Annotated in this window: 13 protein-coding genes; 9 read left to right on the forward strand and 4 right to left on the reverse strand. The window is 71.0% G+C overall.

Annotated elements, in window-relative coordinates; all coding sequences use genetic code 11:
* Positions 1–11: 11 nt before the first annotated feature.
* Positions 12–440: a hypothetical protein gene (locus AB0398_RS04770; RefSeq protein WP_366372301.1), complete on the reverse strand. Its 429-nt coding sequence runs from the start codon at positions 438–440 to the stop codon at positions 12–14.
* A 190-nt stretch (positions 441–630) separates the two neighbouring features.
* Entirely contained in the window at positions 631–4,581 is a 3,951-nt protein-coding gene (gene eccCa, locus AB0398_RS04775; protein ID WP_366372302.1) for a type VII secretion protein EccCa, read from the reverse strand.
* Positions 4,582–4,765: 184 nt separating this feature from the next.
* Between eccCa and eccD the strand changes: the two genes are divergently transcribed.
* From eccD to AB0398_RS04805, 6 genes are all read left to right on the forward strand, one after another.
* On the forward strand, positions 4,766–6,241 hold the full coding sequence (gene eccD / locus AB0398_RS04780; protein ID WP_366372303.1) for a type VII secretion integral membrane protein EccD: 1,476 nt from the start codon (positions 4,766–4,768) through the stop codon (positions 6,239–6,241).
* 234 nt (positions 6,242–6,475) lie between these two features.
* A complete protein-coding gene (gene rpsO / locus AB0398_RS04785) occupies positions 6,476–6,766 on the forward strand; it encodes a 30S ribosomal protein S15 (protein WP_030693282.1) in 291 nt (96 codons plus the stop codon).
* A 322-nt stretch (positions 6,767–7,088) separates the two neighbouring features.
* Complete coding sequence (locus AB0398_RS04790) at positions 7,089–9,311, forward strand: polyribonucleotide nucleotidyltransferase (protein ID WP_366372304.1); 2,223 nt, start codon at positions 7,089–7,091, stop codon at positions 9,309–9,311.
* Positions 9,308–10,687, forward strand: coding sequence for a pitrilysin family protein (locus tag AB0398_RS04795; RefSeq protein WP_366372305.1), 1,380 nt, complete (start codon positions 9,308–9,310; stop codon positions 10,685–10,687). Before AB0398_RS04790 ends, AB0398_RS04795 begins: the two co-directional genes overlap by 4 nt.
* A 27-nt stretch (positions 10,688–10,714) precedes the next feature.
* The gene (gene dapB / locus AB0398_RS04800) at positions 10,715–11,467 is read left to right on the forward strand and encodes a 4-hydroxy-tetrahydrodipicolinate reductase (RefSeq protein ID WP_366372306.1); all 753 of its coding nucleotides are present in this window, start codon (positions 10,715–10,717) and stop codon (positions 11,465–11,467) included.
* Between the two features lie 5 nt (positions 11,468–11,472).
* Positions 11,473–11,925, forward strand: a complete 453-nt coding sequence (locus tag AB0398_RS04805) for a hypothetical protein (RefSeq protein WP_366372307.1) — start codon at positions 11,473–11,475, stop codon at positions 11,923–11,925.
* Here AB0398_RS04805 and AB0398_RS04810 read toward each other — a convergent pair.
* Together AB0398_RS04810 and AB0398_RS04815 are read right to left on the reverse strand one after the other, a co-directional pair.
* Positions 11,915–12,490, reverse strand: coding sequence for a hypothetical protein (locus AB0398_RS04810; protein ID WP_366372308.1), 576 nt, complete (start codon positions 12,488–12,490; stop codon positions 11,915–11,917). The genes AB0398_RS04805 and AB0398_RS04810 overlap by 11 nt on opposite strands.
* Before the next feature lie 54 nt (positions 12,491–12,544).
* Complete coding sequence (locus AB0398_RS04815) at positions 12,545–12,784, reverse strand: hypothetical protein (protein WP_366372309.1); 240 nt, start codon at positions 12,782–12,784, stop codon at positions 12,545–12,547.
* 196 nt (positions 12,785–12,980) lie between these two features.
* Here AB0398_RS04815 and thyX point away from each other — a divergent pair, with 196 nt between their 5' ends.
* The 3 genes from thyX (at position 12,981) to AB0398_RS04830 (ending at position 16,602) form a co-directional block, all read left to right on the forward strand.
* Positions 12,981–13,721 carry an FAD-dependent thymidylate synthase gene (gene thyX, locus AB0398_RS04820; protein WP_366372310.1) on the forward strand — a complete coding sequence of 247 codons (741 nt, stop codon included), beginning with the start codon at positions 12,981–12,983 and terminating at the stop codon, positions 13,719–13,721.
* A gap of 177 nt (positions 13,722–13,898) precedes the next feature.
* The gene (gene dapA, locus AB0398_RS04825; RefSeq protein ID WP_366372311.1) at positions 13,899–14,798 is read left to right on the forward strand and encodes a 4-hydroxy-tetrahydrodipicolinate synthase; all 900 of its coding nucleotides are present in this window, start codon (positions 13,899–13,901) and stop codon (positions 14,796–14,798) included.
* A gap of 118 nt (positions 14,799–14,916) precedes the next feature.
* Complete coding sequence (locus tag AB0398_RS04830) at positions 14,917–16,602, forward strand: ribonuclease J (protein ID WP_366372312.1); 1,686 nt, start codon at positions 14,917–14,919, stop codon at positions 16,600–16,602.
* Positions 16,603–16,910: the final 308 nt, after the last annotated feature.

The following is a 16,910-nucleotide window of genomic DNA, read 5'->3' on the forward strand; positions in this document are numbered from 1 at the left end:
TGCGATTCCCCCTAGAGTCCCGAGATCTTGGACTGCGTCGGGGCGAAGCTGTACCCCGTCACGATGTCGTTGTTGCTGAACAGCGTCGATGCGCCCCGCAGCGCGCCCTTCTCCGAGTCCAGCCGCGCCATCAGGCGCTTCACCTGGCCGTCCCAGTGGTCGTGCGCCTTCTTCAGGCCGGTCGCCGTGTCCCAGCCCTTGAACTCGGCGACGGCGCCGTTGGTGCCCTCGTCACCGGCGTCCGCGGCCGCCTTCACGTCCGGCTGGATGTGGTTCTCGATGGTGTTGGCGGCCGCCTTCTTCTTGGCGGGCGTCGTCGCCAGGTCCGACTGGCCCCCGCCTCCGCCGGGTTCGGCGGGCACCTGGTTCAGCCGCGTGCTCGACGACTGGTGCTCCATGGCGACGGTCTTGTGCTGGGTCCACTCGTCGTCGAACGACACGGTTTCCTCCTTGGTCGAGCCTCGGCCGGGCCGGGGTGATGCTCTCAGTTTTGAGGTGCGCACGCCCCATCGCGGCCGTGCGGACATGAAGACCGCCGAACGGTTCCGATCAGTTCCGGGCCGCCTCCACGGATCGCTTACGGGCGGGGCCGGGGCGGCGGGCGGAGGCCTCGCCCCGGGGCGTGTCCGGTCACAGCTGCGGCAGCCGCCCCGTCTGCACCAGCGACGCCCCGCCCCGCCGGCCCACGAAGTAGCCGCGGCCCGGCGGCATCGGGCGGGGGCGGACCGCCCCGATCAGGTCGCCCTCCGCCGGGTCGCCCGACAGGACGACGCCCTGCGCGCCCAGCTCCTTGATGCGCTGCATGAAGGACTCGTACATCGAGCGGGAGGCGCCCGCGCTGTTGCGCGCGATGATGAACCGCACGCCCGTGTCCCGGGCGAAGGGCAGGTACTCCGCGAGCGGCGCCAGTGGGTTGCCCGCGCTCGTCGCCACCAGGTCGTAGTCGTCGACGACGATGAAGACCTGCGGACCCGACCACCAGCTCCGGTCCCGCAGCTGCTGCGGCGTCACGTCCTGCGGCGGCTGGCGGCGCGCGAACACGCCCGACAGCGCCTCCATGTGCATCTGCATCGAGCTCGCCATCGGCGCGTACTCCAGGAGGTGCTCCTCCGGCAGGCTGCCGAGCAGCGCCCGCCGGTAGTCGCCCACGACGAGCTTCGCCTCGTCCGGGGAGTACCGCTGGGCGATCTGCTGGACGATCAGGCGCAGCAGGTTCGTCTTGCCGGACTCGCTCTCGCCGAAGATCAGGAAGAACGGATCCGTCTCGAAGTTGACGAAGACCGGCTCCAGCCGGGTCTCGTCGATGCCGATCGCGACGCCGTGCTGCGGGAACTCGAAGCCCTTCGGCAGCCGGTCGGCCGACAGCTTGTGCGGAAGCAGCCGGACCGGCGGCGCCGGCGGACCCTGCCAGCCGGTCCGCACGGCCTCGACGAAGGACGCCGAGCCCACCGCCAGGTCGTCGTTCGCGCTCGACCCGTCGATCCGCGGCAGCGCCCCCATGAAGTGCAGCTTCTCCGGCACCTGGCCGCGCCCCGGCACCCCGGTCGGCACGTTCGCCGCGACCTTCCGGTCGAACTCCGAGTCCATGACGTCACCGAGCCGCAGTTCGAGCCGGCCCAGCATCTGGTCCTTGAGCGCCGCCCGCACCTCCATGTAGCGGGAGGCCGTGACCACCACGTGGATGCCGTAGCCGAGGCCGCGCGCGGCCAGGTCGGAGACGGTGCCCTCCAGGCCCTCGTACTCGTTGCGGAAACCGCCCCAGCCGTCCACCACCAGGAAGACGTCGCCCCAGGCCTCGCCCGGCAGCTCACCCGCGGCCCGCTTGCGCCGGTAGGTCGCGATCGAGTCGATGGAGTGCGCGCGGAAGAACTCCTCGCGCCGGTTCAGCACCCCCATCACCTCCGCGACCGTCCGCCGCACCCGCTCCGGGTCGAGCCGGGACGCGACCCCGCCGACGTGCGGCAGGTCCGCCAGCGACACCAGACCGCCGCCGCCGAAGTCCAGGCAGTAGAACTGCACCTCGGCCGGGGTGTGGGTGAGCGCGAACGACGAGATCAGCGTCCGCAGCATCGTCGACTTGCCGGACTGCGGGCCGCCGACCACCATCATGTGACCGGCCGCGCCCGAGAAGTCCCGGTACAGCACCTCGCGCCGCTGCTCGAACGGCTTGTCGATGAGCCCGAGCGGCACCGTGAGCGCGCCCTGACGCGTGTACTCCGTCGCCGTGAAGCCCCGCTCCGCCGTCCGCGCCAGCCCCGGCAGGAGCTGGTCGAGCGAGGGCGCCTGGTCGAGCGGCGGCAGCCACACCTGGTGCGCCGGCACCCCCTGCCCCTCCAGGCGCCGCACGATCACGTCGAGGACCGTGTCCGCCAGGGCGTCGTCCTCCTCCGCGCGCCGCTCCGCCAGGTACGCCGGGTCCGGCGCCGCGTACACCACCGGCACCGGCGACGCCGTGAACAGCGCGGGCCGCCGCTCCACCGGCAGCTGTCCGACCTCCAGGCGCGGCCCGCTCGTCCGGTACGTCCCCGACACGTACGCCGCCTTGAAGCGGGTCATCTCGTCCGTACCGAACTTCAGATAGCCCGAACCGGGCACCGACGGCAGGTGGTAGGCGTCCGGCACGCCGATCGCCGTCCGCGACTCCGCCGCCGAGAAGGTCCGCAGACCGATCCGGTACGAGAGGTACGTGTCCAGACCGCGCAGCTTGCCCTCCTCCAGGCGCTGCGAGGCCAGCAGCAGGTGCACGCCCAGCGAACGCCCGATCCGGCCGATCTGGATGAACATGTCGATGAAGTCCGGCTTGGCGGTGAGGAGTTCGGAGAACTCGTCGATCACCAGGACCAGCGACGCCAGCGGCTCCAGCGGGGCGCCCGCCGCCCGCGCCTTCTCGTAGTCGTGGATGTTGGCGTAGTTGCCCGCCGAGCGCAGCAGCTCCTGGCGCCGCTGGAGCTCGCCGCGGATCGCGTCGCCCATGCGGTCCACCAGCGTCAGATCGTCCGCCAGGTTGGTGATGACCGCCGCCACGTGCGGCATCTGCGACATGCCCGCGAAGGTCGCGCCGCCCTTGAAGTCCGCGAGGACGAAGTTCAGCGTCTCCGAGGAGTGCGTCACCGCCAGACCGAGGACCAGCGTCCGCAGCAGCTCCGACTTGCCGGAACCGGTCGCGCCCACGCACAGGCCGTGCGGGCCCATGCCCTCCTGCGCGGCCTCCTTCAGGTCCAGCATGACCGGCTGGCCGTCCTCGCCGACGCCGATCGGCACCCGCAGCCGCTCGGCCACCGACCGGGGCCGCCAGGTCCTGGCCACGTCCACCGAGCCCGCGTCCCCCAGGTTCAGCAGGTCGGTGAAGTCCAGATTGGCGAGCAGCGGCTCGTCGTCGCCCCCGCTGCCCATCCGCAGCGGCGCGAGCTGCCGGGCCAGCGCCTCGGCCGCCGGCAGGGACATGCCGTCCGGCAGCCCCTCGTACGCGAAGCCGCCGCCCGATTCGAGCCGCAGCCGGCCCGGCCGCACCACCACCGACAGGCCGCCGCGCGGCTCGTCGAGCTCGCCGGACACCACTTCCACGATCGTCACGCCCTGGAGGCCCTCGGCCGCCGCGAGCAGCGAGTCCGGCGGCACCATGCCGCCGTCCAGGACCACCACCACGTGCGGCTGGTCCAGCACCGGCTGGCTCTCCCGCGAGAACCGCGGCCGCCCGTCCAGCCGGGAGCGCACCAACTGCTCCAGCTCACCGAGGTCGTCACCGAACAGGCGCTTCGTACCGGCCCCGTCGACCTGCCCCGGCACCTGCGCGTGCGGCAGCCACTTCGTCCAGTCCCAGCGCTCCTGCGCCGACCGCGCCGCCACCACGGCCAGCATCAGGTCGTCGGGGGAGTGCAGCGTCACCAGCTGCGCCACCAGCGCGCGCGCCGCCGCCTGCGCCGACTCCGGCTCGCCCGACACCGTCACGTGGTAGAACGCCCGCATCGAGACCGCCATCGGCAGCCCGTCCAACGTGCCGTGCACCGCCAGGAACTGCTGCATCGCCCCCGCGCACAGCGGCTCCAGCTCGTCCACCGGCGCCGTCTCCGGCGCCACCAGCGGCGTCGCCAACTGCTGTGCGCCCAGTCCTATTCGGGCCTGCCCGAAGTCGTGGTCGCCGACCCGCCGCTCCCACACCCGCGAACCCTCGGCCACCACCGACCACAACTGCTCGGGGGAGGGGTGCAGATACAGCTGCGCGTCCCGCTGCCGGCGCGCCGTGCGCCGGACCGTGCGCCGCGTCTGCGCGAGGTATTTGAGGTAGTCGCGGCGGACATCGGCCATTTGCCCCTGCGTACCGCGCCGGAACCGGACGACCTGGGCGATGGCCATGCCGACCGTCGACGCCAGCATCAGCACGCCCATGATCCGCATGATCGGCGACGGCGTCATGAAGAAGAAGACCACCGACGAACCCATGCCGAGCATCGGGAGCAACTGCATCAGCGCCGACTCCTGCTGCCCCCGCGGAAGTTCCGGCGGAGACTCCAGGACCAGTTCCTCACCGGGCACTTCCGGAGGAAGGGACCTCGGCGGGCGTTTGACGACGATCTGGCTCACCGGCGCATCAATCCCTCGTTGGAGGCGGGCTCGTGGCGGGAGCATCCGCGCCGGCACCCCGGTCGGCAGCCGGGCGCGCGGACTTCCCCCATGGGACGGCGATCCTACTTGCAGCCCCCACCGGTGCTCCCCGGTAGGGTGGCGCGCGCATCGTGCGCAACCGCGAATCAGGGGGTCCACACACGTGAGTACGACCGCAGCGACCGGCTTCTGCCGCGTCACCGTCGTGGCGCCGGACAGCCGCATCGACGTCGCGCTCCCCGAGGACATCGCCGTCGCCGACGTCTACCCGGAGATCCTGCGCCTCACCGGCCAGACCCAGGCCGCGGGCACCCCCACCGGCTACCACCTGGTCCGCCGCGACGGATCCGTCCTGGACGGCGCCCGCACCCTCGTCGCCCAGCAGGTCCTCGACGGCGAGGTGCTCTCCCTTCGCCCCTTCGCCCAGTCCCTGCCGCCGGCCGTCTACGACGACGTCTCCGACGCCGTCGCCTCCGCCGTCACCCGCGACCGGCACCTGTGGAGCGACGAGCTGCTGCGCGGCGCCGGACTCCTCGGCGGCGTGCTGCTCCTCGTCCTCATGGGCTTCGTCCTCTGGTACGCCGACCCGGTCCGCCACGACATGCACGGCCTCCCCGGGATCATCGCGGGCGCCGCCGGCCTCCTCCTCACCGCCTTCGCCGGCGTCCGCGCCCGCGTCTACCGCGACCGGCCCACCGCCGTCGCCCTCGGCCTCGGCGCCCTGCCGCTGCTGCTCATAGCCGGCTCCGGGATCATCGGCCCCGACGCCGGCCAGGGCCCCGGCCGCCTCCAGTTCCTGCTCGGCTGCGTCACCGTGCTCGTCGTCTCCGTGGCCCTCGTCGCGCTCACCCCCAGCGGGGACGCCCCCTTCGTCGCCGCCACCTTCCTCGCCGCCGTCGGCACCCTCGCCACCTTCGTCGCGATCCTCACCGAGTCGACCGCCACCGAGACCGCCGCCGTCTGCGCCCCCGTCGCCATCGGCCTCGTCGCCTTCCTGCCCGGCCTCTCCGCCCGCTTCGCCCGGCTCCCCATCGGCTACGCCGCCCCGCGCAGCGCCGCCGACGACGAGTTCCTCGGCGAGCCGCAGCGGTCCGGCGAGGAGGGCCGGGCCGTCGACGGCGAGCGCATCGCGCTCCAGGCCCGCCGCGGCCACGAGATGCTCCTCGGCCTGGTCGGCGGCTGCGCGGCCGTCGTCGTCGGCTCCGCCGCCGTCCTCGGCTTCGCCGGAAACGTCTGGGGCCAGCTCCTCGCCCTCGCCTCCGGCCTCGCGATGCTGCTGCGCGCCCGCCTCTTCCGCTACACCTCCCAGGTCACCTGCGTCCTGGCCGCCGGCATCGCCGCGGTCGCGCTGCTGGTCCTCGGCCTCTCCCTCAACCCGCCGGCCGACCTGGTCAAGGACCTCCTGATGTACGGGGACCGCGGCGGCCTCGACATCCGGACGATCTGGCTCACCGCCGCCGTCGCGGGCGGCGCCGCGCTCATCACCGCGATCGGCCTGATCATCCCGAAGAAGGGCCTCTCCCCCTTCTGGGGCCGCCTCCTCGACCTGGCCGAGGGCTTCGTCCTGCTCTCCCTCGTCCCGCTCTGCCTCGCCGTCCTCGACGTCTTCACCACGGTCCGCTCCCTCACCAGCAAGTAGCCGCCGGCGGGGAGGGCGGGAGAAAGCCGGGCGAGGAGGGCGGGAGAAAAGGGCCCCGGGGGCGCTCCGGCGAGCTGGTACGCTGTGTGACGGCCGTTTGTGTACGCGCTCCCGGAAGCCCTCGAAGCCTCTGGAAGCTGCGCCCATCGGACCTTCGCCCGTCGAGTCACGGAAGCTTCCCCTGAGAACTGGACCAGGGGCACTCGCGGGCGCACGAACCAAGAGGAGATCCGCGTGGCTCTCGACGCCGCCGTCAAGAAGCAGATCATGGCCGAGTTCGGCACCAAGGAGGGCGACACCGGCTCCCCCGAGGTCCAGGTGGCGATGCTGTCCCGCCGCATCTCGGACCTGACCGAGCACCTCAAGCAGCACAAGCACGACCACCACTCCCGCCGTGGTCTGCTGATCCTGGTCGGCCAGCGCCGCCGCCTGCTGCAGTACCTGGCCAAGAAGGACATCCAGCGCTTCCGTGCGCTGGTCGACCGCCTCGGCATCCGCCGCGGTGCGGCCGGCGGCGCCAAGTAAGACGCCGTGAAGGGAGCGGTTCCCACTGTCAGGGGGCCGCTCCCTTCGCCGTATGCGAGGGCGTGCGCGATGCCGTACGCGTCGCTGTACGTGCGCGAAGTGCGCACGGACATTTAGTCTGGTAGCTACAACCCCATAACGACGAGCGAGAGGCCGCCGGCCAGCCGCCGGTCCTCGGTAGTGGCCCCCGGAACCGAAACCCCGGGTGCTTCGATCGAAGACCGGCCCGCCCTCAGAGCGCGAGCTTCTCCGCCGCCGTCGCACACCGTCCCCGGCCACACGGGCCCCGGACGCAAAGACGAACACGTAGGAGAACCCCATAGTGGAGAACGAGACCCACTACGCCGAGGCCGTCATCGACAACGGCACGTTCGGCACCCGCACCATCCGCTTCGAGACCGGCCGTCTGGCCAAGCAGGCCGCCGGCTCCGCCGTCGCCTACCTGGACGACGACACCATGGTCCTCTCGGCGACCACCGCGTCGAAGCGCCCCAAGGACCAGCTCGACTTCTTCCCCCTCACGGTGGACGTCGAGGAGCGGCAGTACGCGGCCGGCAAGATCCCCGGCTCCTTCTTCCGCCGGGAGGGCCGCCCCTCCGAGGACGCGATCCTCACCTGTCGTCTGATCGACCGGCCGCTGCGCCCCTCCTTCAAGAAGGGCCTGCGCAACGAGATCCAGATCGTCGAGACGATCATGGCGCTCAACCCCGACCACCTGTACGACGTGGTCGCGATCAACGCCGCCTCCGCCTCCACGATCCTGGCGGGCCTGCCCTTCTCCGGCCCCATCGGCGCCACCCGCGTCGCCCTGATCAAGGGCCAGTGGGTCGCGTTCCCGACGCACACCGAGCTCGAGGACGCCGTCTTCGACATGGTCGTCGCCGGTCGCGTCCTCGAGGACGGCGACGTCGCGATCATGATGGTCGAGGCGGAGGCCACCGAGAAGACCGTCCAGCTCGTCAAGGACGGCGCCGAGGCGCCGACCGAGGAGGTCGTCGCCGCCGGTCTCGAGGCCGCGAAGCCCTTCATCAAGACCCTCTGCAGGGCCCAGTCGGACCTCGCCGCCAAGGCCGCCAAGCCCACCGGCGAGTTCCCGGTCTTCCTGGACTACCAGGACGACGTCCTGGAGGCGCTCACCGCCGCCGTCAAGGGCGAGCTCGCCAAGGCGCTCACCATCGCCGGCAAGCAGGAGCGCGAGGCCGAGCTCGACCGCATCAAGGAGGTCGCCGCCGAGAAGCTCCTCCCGGCCTTCGAGGGCCGCGAGAAGGAGATCTCGGGCGCCTACCGCGCGCTGACCAAGAAGCTGGTCCGCGAGCGCGTCATCAAGGACAAGGTCCGCATCGACGGCCGTGGCCTCACCGACATCCGTACGCTCGCGGCCGAGGTCGAGGCCATCCCGCGCGTGCACGGCTCCGCCCTGTTCGAGCGCGGCGAGACCCAGATCCTGGGCGTCACCACCCTCAACATGCTCCGCATGGAGCAGCAGCTGGACACCCTCTCCCCGGTGACCCGCAAGCGCTACATGCACAACTACAACTTCCCGCCGTACTCCGTCGGCGAGACCGGCCGCGTGGGCTCGCCCAAGCGCCGCGAGATCGGCCACGGCGCCCTCGCCGAGCGCGCCCTCGTGCCGGTCCTCCCGACCCGCGAGGAGTTCCCCTACGCGATCCGCCAGGTGTCCGAGGCCCTCGGCTCCAACGGCTCGACGTCGATGGGCTCGGTCTGCGCCTCCACCATGTCGCTGCTGAACGCCGGTGTGCCCCTCAAGGCCCCCGTCGCCGGCATCGCCATGGGTCTGATCTCCGAGGACATCGACGGCCAGACGCACTACGTCGCCCTCACCGACATCCTCGGTGCGGAGGACGCCTTCGGCGACATGGACTTCAAGGTCGCCGGCACGAAGGACTTCGTGACCGCCCTCCAGCTCGACACCAAGCTGGACGGCATCCCGGCCTCCGTCCTGGCCGCGGCCCTCAAGCAGGCCCGCGACGCCCGCCTCCACATCCTCGACGTGATGATGGAAGCGATCGACACGCCGGACGAGATGTCCCCCAACGCCCCGCGGATCATCACCGTCAAGATCCCCGTGGACAAGATCGGCGAGGTCATCGGCCCCAAGGGCAAGATGATCAACCAGATCCAGGAGGACACCGGCGCCGAGATCACGATCGAGGACGACGGCACCATCTACATCGGTGCCCAGCAGGGCTCGCAGGCCGAGGCCGCCCGCGCCACGATCAACGGCATCGCCAACCCGACCATGCCGGAGGTCGGCGAGCGCTACCTGGGTACGGTCGTCAAGACCACCACCTTCGGTGCCTTCGTCTCCCTCATGCCCGGCAAGGACGGCCTGCTGCACATCTCGCAGATCCGCAAGCTCGCCGGTGGCAAGCGCGTGGAGAACGTCGAGGACGTGCTCGCGATCGGCTCCAAGGTCCAGGTCGAGATCGCCGAGATCGACCAGCGCGGCAAGCTCTCCCTGGTCCCCGTGATCGCGGACGAGGACGGCGCCGCCGAGGGCGAGAAGGACGACACCGCCAAGTGACGTCCCGTAGTTCCCGCGCGACGGCCCGCCCCTCCTCGGAGGGGCGGGCCGTCGCCCGTACCCAAACGCTTCTCCCGGGCAAGGACGGCATCGGCACGGTCCGCCGCACGACCCTCCCCGGCGGCCTCCGCATCGTCACCGAGACCCTCCCCTCCGTGCGCTCCGCCACCTTCGGCATCTGGGCGCACGTCGGGTCCCGCGACGAGACCCCGACCCTCAACGGCGCGACCCACTACCTGGAGCACCTCCTCTTCAAGGGCACCCGCAAGCGGTCCGCCCTCGACATCTCCGCCGCGATCGACGCGGTCGGCGGCGAGATGAACGCCTTCACGGCGAAGGAGTACACCTGCTACTACGCCCGGGTCCTCGACACCGACCTGCCGCTCGCGATCGACGTCGTCTGCGACATGCTCACCGGCTCGCTCATCCTCGACGAGGACGTGGACGCCGAGCGCGGCGTCATCCTCGAAGAGATCGCGATGACCGAGGACGACCCCGGCGACGTCGTGCACGAACTGTTCGCGCAGACGATGTTCGGCGACACCCCGCTCGGCCGCCCGGTCCTCGGCACCGTCGACACCGTCGAGGCGCTCACCCGGAGCCAGATCGCCCGCTTCTACAAGAAGCACTACGACCCGACCCACCTGGTCGTCGCCGCCGCGGGCAACGTCGACCACGCCACGGTGGTGCGCCAGGTCCGCCGCGCCTTCGAGAAGGCCGGCGCCCTCGGGCACGCCGACGCCGTCCCCGTCGCCCCCCGCGACGGCCGCCGCACCCTGCGCGCGGCGGGCCGCGTCGAGCTCCTGAACCGCAAGACCGAGCAGGCCCACGTGGTCCTCGGCATGCCGGGCCTGGCCCGCACCGACGAGCGCCGCTGGGCCCTCGGCGTGCTGAACACCGCCCTCGGCGGCGGCATGTCCTCCCGCCTCTTCCAGGAGGTCCGCGAGAAGCGCGGCCTGGCCTACAGCGTGTACTCGTACACCTCGGGCTTCGCCGACTGCGGCCTCTTCGGGGTGTACGCGGGCTGCCGGCCCGGCCAGGTCCACGACGTCCTGAAGATCTGCCGGGACGAGCTCCACAAGGTCGCCTCAGACGGCCTCACGGACGAGGAGATCCGCCGCGCCGTCGGCCAGCTCTCCGGCTCGACCGTGCTCGGCCTGGAGGACACCGGCGCGCTGATGAACCGCATCGGCAAGAGCGAGCTGTGCTGGGGCACCCAGATGTCGGTCGACGACATGCTGGCCCGGATCGCCGCCGTCACCCCGGACGAGGTCCGGGAGGTCGCCCGCGATGTACTGGAGCAGCGGCCCTCGCTCTCGGTGATCGGCCCGCTGAAGGACAAGCAGGCCGACCGCCTCCAGCAAGCGGTCTCCTGACCCACGAGTCCCCCTTAAGGAAGAGCAATGAGCAAGCTGCGCGTGGCGGTCCTCGGAGCCCGGGGCCGCATCGGCTCCGAGGCCGTCCGGGCCGTCGAGGCCGCCGAGGACATGGAACTGGTCGCGGCCCTCGGCCGCGGCGACGGGCTGGAGCGGCTCGTCGAGGCGGACGCCCAGGTCGTGGTCGAACTGACCACGCCCGACTCGGTGATGGAGAACCTCGAGTTCTGTCTGCGCCACGGCATCCACGCCGTCGTCGGCACCACCGGCTGGACCGAGGAGCGCCTCGCGCGGCTGCGGACCCGGCTCGACGCCGCCCCGGGGACCGGCGTCCTCATCGCCCCGAACTTCTCCATCGGCGCGGTCCTCACCATGAAGTTCGCCCAGATCGCGGCCCCGTACTTCGAGTCGGTCGAGGTCGTCGAGCTGCACCACCCGAACAAGGTCGACGCCCCCTCGGGCACCGCGACCCGCACCGCCCAGCTCATCGCCGAGGCCCGGTCGAAGGCAGGCTGCGCCCCGCAGCCCGACGCCACGGCCACGGCCCTGGAGGGCGCGCGCGGCGCCGACGTCGACGGGGTCCCGGTGCACGCCGTGCGCCTGCGCGGGCTCCTCGCCCACCAGGAGGTGCTGCTCGGCGGCGAGGGCGAGACCCTCACCGTCCGGCACGACTCCCTGCACCACTCCAGCTTCATGCCGGGCATCCTGCTCGGGGCCCGACGCGTGACCGCCGCCCCCGGCCTCACCTTCGGCCTGGAGCACTTCCTGGACCTGGGCTGACGGCCATGGGCGGAAAGATCACGTACGTCTTCCTCTCCACCGTGCTCGTGCTCGTCTTCGGCGTGGTGGGGATGGAGGGCGTCCTGCTGCTCCTGACGGGCGAACCGGCCGCCATGGGCATGGGCGCGGTGGCGTTCCTGCTGCCGCTCGTCGGCGGCTGGTTCCTCTGGAAGAACACCCGCTTCGCACGCCGGGCGAACCGCCTCGCCGCCGAGCTGGAGGCCGAGGGCGGTCTGCCCGTCGACGAGCTGACGCGCACCGCGGGCGGCCGGATCGACCGGGACTCGGCCGACGAGGTCTTCGCCCGGCGCAAGGCCGAGACCGAGGACTCGCCCGAGGACTGGCGCTGCTGGTTCCGGCTCGCGGTCGCCTACCACGACGCCCGCGACACCTCCCGGGCCCGCAAGGCGATGCAGCGGGCCATCGCGCTCCGCGAGGGGCGCCCGGTCAGCGCGTAGCGGCGGCCGGGGCCGGTGCCGGGGCGGGGCCGTACTCGGCGTTCCAGGCCTCGACCGTGTCGGCCGCCCGGTCGAAGGCCTCGACCCGGGAGAGGAAGTCGGCGTTGTGGTCGGTGAGCAGCACGAGCTGCTCACCGCCCTGCCGGCCGAGTACCAGGGCCTGTCCCTGGACGGTGCGGGGGAGCCCCAGCCAGCGCACCGGCTGCTGCACGGTCCGTACGGAGGTCACCTTGGCCCACGGCACGGTGACGGTCGAGAGGAAGCCCACGCGGCGCACGCCGGCCCGGCTCACCCAGGTGCCCATCCGCAGCATCCGCAGGGTGGCCGCGATGAAGGCCCCCGCGACGGCGAAGGTGGCGCCCGCGCCGCCCACGGAGCCCGCCGCCGCGATGATCACCGCGGCGAGCAGGACGAAGGAGGCGAGCAGCAGCGCCAGCGCCGCCGCCCCGACCCGCCAGGACCCCGGCCGGTACGGACGACGCCACTGGTCGTGGTCGTCGAACGGCAGGGCGACCTGGTCGTTCGTGTCAAAAGCACGGTCGGCCGTCAGAAAGGGCAGGGGCACGACAGATCCTCACTCACAAGCACGCTCGAAGGGGCGATGCCCGGTGAGGCTACCTCAGCGGTTGTCGGAGGCCTCGGACTGCTGCTGACGAGTGGCCGAGTCGCCCGACTGGAGCGAGGGCATCCCGAGGACCAGCGATCCGACGAGGCCGGCCACGACGGTCAGCCCGAGCAGGGTGCGGCCCACGATCTGCGAGGCGCTGGGCCGCTCCCGGGGCGGGGGAGTGACGTTACTGCGAAAGCTGTCGGCCTCCGCGACGAACGCGAACGGTACGGGCTCTCGCCGGCGGAACATCAGGGCCACTCCTCGGGTGTCGTCGTGCTTCACCGATACAGACGACGGAACCGGTCCTTTGGTGCCCGTTTTCGCCAAGGATTTCACCAAACCGGCCGAATGTAGTCCTCCAGGAGGAGGGGGTCCGACCTGTGGAGGATCCCCCGCAGGCCCCTCGTTAAAGTGGGCGGCTGCACCCCGACTGGAAGGACCGCTGGTGAGCGACAGCCCCACCGAGAACGTGAAGATCGACTTCCGGAGCGACGTCACCGTCGACCTGGTCAAGAGCGCGGCGGCCGACTCCGACGTCCTGTGGGCCGCCCGGGTCTCCACGGCGGGCGAGCAGTCCCTCGAAGAGCTCCAGAAGGACCCGGAGCGCTCGAAGGGCCTCATCAACTTCTTGATGCGGGACCGCCACGGCAGCCCGTTCGAGCACAACTCGATGACCTTCTTCATCAGCGCCCCGATCTTCGTGTTCCGCGAGTTCATGCGGCACCGCGTGGGCTGGTCGTACAACGAGGAGTCGGGCCGCTACAGGGAGCTCCAGCCGGTCTTCTACGTCCCCGACGCCTCCCGCAAGCTCGTCCAGGAGGGCCGCCCGGGCAAGTACGTCTTCGTCGAGGGCACCCAGGAGCAGCACGACCTGGTGAGCCGCACGATGGAGGACTCCTACCGGAAGGCGTACGAGACGTACCAGGAGATGCTGGCCGCCGGCGTCGCCCGCGAGGTCGCCCGTTCGGTCCTCCCGGTCGGACTCTTCTCCTCGATGTACGCCACCTGCAACGCGCGCTCGCTCATGCACTTCCTGGGCCTGCGCACCCAGCACGAACTGGCCGCGGTCCCGTCCTTCCCGCAGCGGGAGATCGAGATGGTCGGCGAGCGGATGGAGGAGCACTGGGCCCGGCTGATGCCGTTGACCCACGCCGCCTTCAACAAGAACGGGCGCGTGGCCCCGTAGGGCACACATGTCCGACTCGTGACGCGAAGTGTCCGTATTGCGACGTTTCACGAAGTTCATCTAGGCTGATCAAACGGACCCGGCGCTGTCTGAACCCCCGAGCAGGCAGCGCCGGGCTCCCTTTCTCCCGTCCCCCGGGGGGACACCCGGCGCTGAGCAGCGAGTAGCGTGTTACCCATGGCTCCGATCTCCACTCCGCAGACCCCCTTCGGGCGGGTCCTCACCGCCATGGTCACGCCCTTCACGGCGGACGGCGCACTCGACCTCGACGGCGCCCAGCGGCTCGCCGCCCACCTGGTGGACGCAGGCAACGACGGCCTGGTCGTCAACGGCACCACCGGCGAATCCCCCACCACCAGCGACGCGGAGAAATCGGAGCTGGTACGAGCGGTGCTGGAGGCGGTCGGCGACCGCGCCCACGTCGTCGCCGGCATCGGCACCAACGACACCCACCACTCGATCGAGCTCGCCCGCACGGCCGAGCGCGACGGCGCCCACGGACTCCTCGCCGTCACGCCGTACTACAACAAGCCCCCGCAGGAGGGCCTGTACCGGCACTTCTCGGCCATCGCCGACGCCACCGAGCTCCCGGTGATGCTGTACGACATCCCCGGCCGCAGCGGCGTCCCGATCGACACCGAGACGATCGTCCGCCTCGCCGAGCACCCGCGCATCGTCGCCAACAAGGACGCCAAGGGCGACCTCGGCCGCGCCAGCTGGGCCATTGCCCGCTCCGGCCTCGCCTGGTACTCCGGCGACGACATGCTCAACCTGCCCCTGCTCTCCGTCGGCGCCTGTGGCTTCGTCTCCGTCGTGGGCCACGTCGTCACCCCGGAACTCCGCGCCCTCCTCGACGCCCACCTGGGCGGCGAGGTCCAGAAGGCCACCGAGATCCACCAGAAGCTGCTCCCGGTCTACACCGGCATGTTCCGCACCCAGGGCGTCATGACCACCAAGGCCGCCCTCACCCTCCAGGGCCTGCCCGCCGGCCCGCTCCGCCCGCCCCTCGTGGAACTTTCCCCGCAGGAGACGGAGCAGCTCAAGGTCGACCTGGCCGCCGGCGGGGTAGAACTCTGACAACGGACTTCACAACTGAACACGGTCTCGACAACTGAACACCCACAACAGCAAGTGCACGATTGTCATGCGCGCCACGTGCCAGGGGGTACGTGGCGCGCGTGGTGAGGAGAGTCTTTTGAGTCATCCGCATCCCGAACTCGGCGCCCCGCCGAAGCTGCCCAAGGGCGCCCTGCGCGTCATTCCGCTCGGCGGCCTCGGCGAGATCGGCCGCAACATGACGGTCTTCGAATTCGACGGCCGTCTGCTCATCGTCGACTGCGGCGTCCTCTTCCCGGAAGAGGAGCAGCCCGGCGTCGACCTGATCCTGCCGGACTTCAGCATCATCCGGGACCGCCTCGACGACATCGAGGGCATCGTGCTCACGCACGGCCACGAGGACCACATCGGTGCCGTCCCCTACCTGCTCCGGCTCAAGCCGGACATCCCGCTGATCGGCTCCAAGCTGACCCTCGCCCTGATCGAGGCCAAGCTCCAGGAGCACCGCATCCGCCCCTACACCCTTGAGGTGAAGGAGGGCGACCGCGAGGTCCTGGGCTCGTTCGACTGCGAGTTCATCGCGGTCAACCACTCCATCCCGGACGCGCTCGCGGTCGCGGTCCGCACCCCCGCGGGCATGGTCGTCGCCACCGGCGACTTCAAGATGGACCAGCTCCCACTGGACGGCCGTCTCACCGACCTGCACACGTTCGCCCGGCTCAGCGAGGAGGGCATCGACCTCCTCCTCTCCGACTCGACGAACGCCGAGGTCCCGGGCTTCGTCCCGCCGGAGCGGGACATCTCGAACGTCCTGCGGAACGTCTTCGCGAACGCCCCGAAGCGCATCATCGTGGCCAGCTTCGCCAGCCACGTGCACCGCATCCAGCAGATCCTCGACGCCGCCCACGAGTACGGGCGCCGGGTCGCCTTCGTCGGCCGCTCGATGGTCCGCAACATGGGCATCGCCCGTGACCTGGGCTACCTCCGGGTCCCGGCCGGTCTCGTCGTGGACGTGAAGACCCTCGACGACCTGCCGGACGACGAGGTCGTGCTCGTCTGCACGGGTTCCCAGGGCGAGCCGATGGCGGCCCTGTCCCGCATGGCCAACCGCGACCACCAGATCCGGATCGTCCCCGGCGACACCGTGATCCTGGCGTCCTCCCTGATCCCGGGCAACGAGAACGCGGTCTACCGCGTGATCAACGGCCTGACCCGCTGGGGCGCGAACGTCGTCCACAAGGGCAACGCCAAGGTCCACGTCTCGGGCCACGCCTCGGCCGGCGAGCTGCTGTACTTCTACAACATCTGCCGACCGAAGAACCTCATGCCGGTCCACGGCGAATGGCGCCACCTGCGCGCCAACGCCGAGCTCGGCGCGATGACGGGCATCCCCAAGGACCACATCGTCATCGCCGAGGACGGCGTCGTCGTCGACCTGGTCGACGGCCGCGCCCGGATCACCGGCAAGGTCCAGGCGGGTTACGTGTACGTCGACGGCCTCTCGGTCGGCGACGTCACCGAGTCCTCCCTCAAGGACCGCCGGATCCTCGGCGAGGAGGGCATCATCTCGGTCTTCGTGGTGGTCGACTCCTCCACCGGCAAGATCGTCGGCGGACCGAACGTCCACGCCCGCGGCTCCGGCATCGAGGACTCCGCCTTCGACGCGGTGCTCCCGAAGATCGACCAGGCGCTCAACAAGTCCTTCCAGGACGGCGTCGTCGAACCCCACCAGCTCCAGCAGCTGATCCGCCGCTCCGTCGGCAAGTGGGTCTCCGACACCTACCGCCGACGCCCGATGATCCTCCCGGTCGTCGTGGAGGTCTGACCGCTACGGCGGCGCTGACCAGCGCACCAGTGGAGCGGGGCTCCTCGATTTGCATCGAGGCGCCCCGCTCCAGTACGTTTACGGCTCCGCCAGAACGGGAAGCCCCGGCGCCGATGTGCGCCCGGAAGGCAGAACGGGAGGCGGGAAATCCGACTCAGAACTTCTGATAAAGTCGGAACCGCCGAAAGGCCCCCGGAGTGAAAACAAAAGGGACCGGAAGGCACCGGGGAAATCGGATCGGAAAGATCTGATAGAGTCGGAAACGCAAGACCGAAGGGAAAAGCCCGGAGGAAAGCCCGGAAGGGTGA

The sequence above is a fragment of the Streptomyces sp. NPDC086147 genome (genome assembly GCF_040702165.1).
GTDB lineage: Bacteria > Actinomycetota > Actinomycetes > Streptomycetales > Streptomycetaceae > Streptomyces.

Coding starts and splice junctions, on each gene's coding strand:
- dapB (WP_366372306.1), top strand. CDS start 10,715: ATGAGCAAGCTGCGCGTGGCGGTCCTCGGAGCCCGGGGCCGCATCGGC.
- AB0398_RS04805 (WP_366372307.1), top strand. CDS start 11,473: ATGGGCGGAAAGATCACGTACGTCTTCCTCTCCACCGTGCTCGTGCTC.
- AB0398_RS04815 (WP_366372309.1), bottom strand. CDS start 12,784: ATGTTCCGCCGGCGAGAGCCCGTACCGTTCGCGTTCGTCGCGGAGGCC.
- dapA (WP_366372311.1), top strand. CDS start 13,899: ATGGCTCCGATCTCCACTCCGCAGACCCCCTTCGGGCGGGTCCTCACC.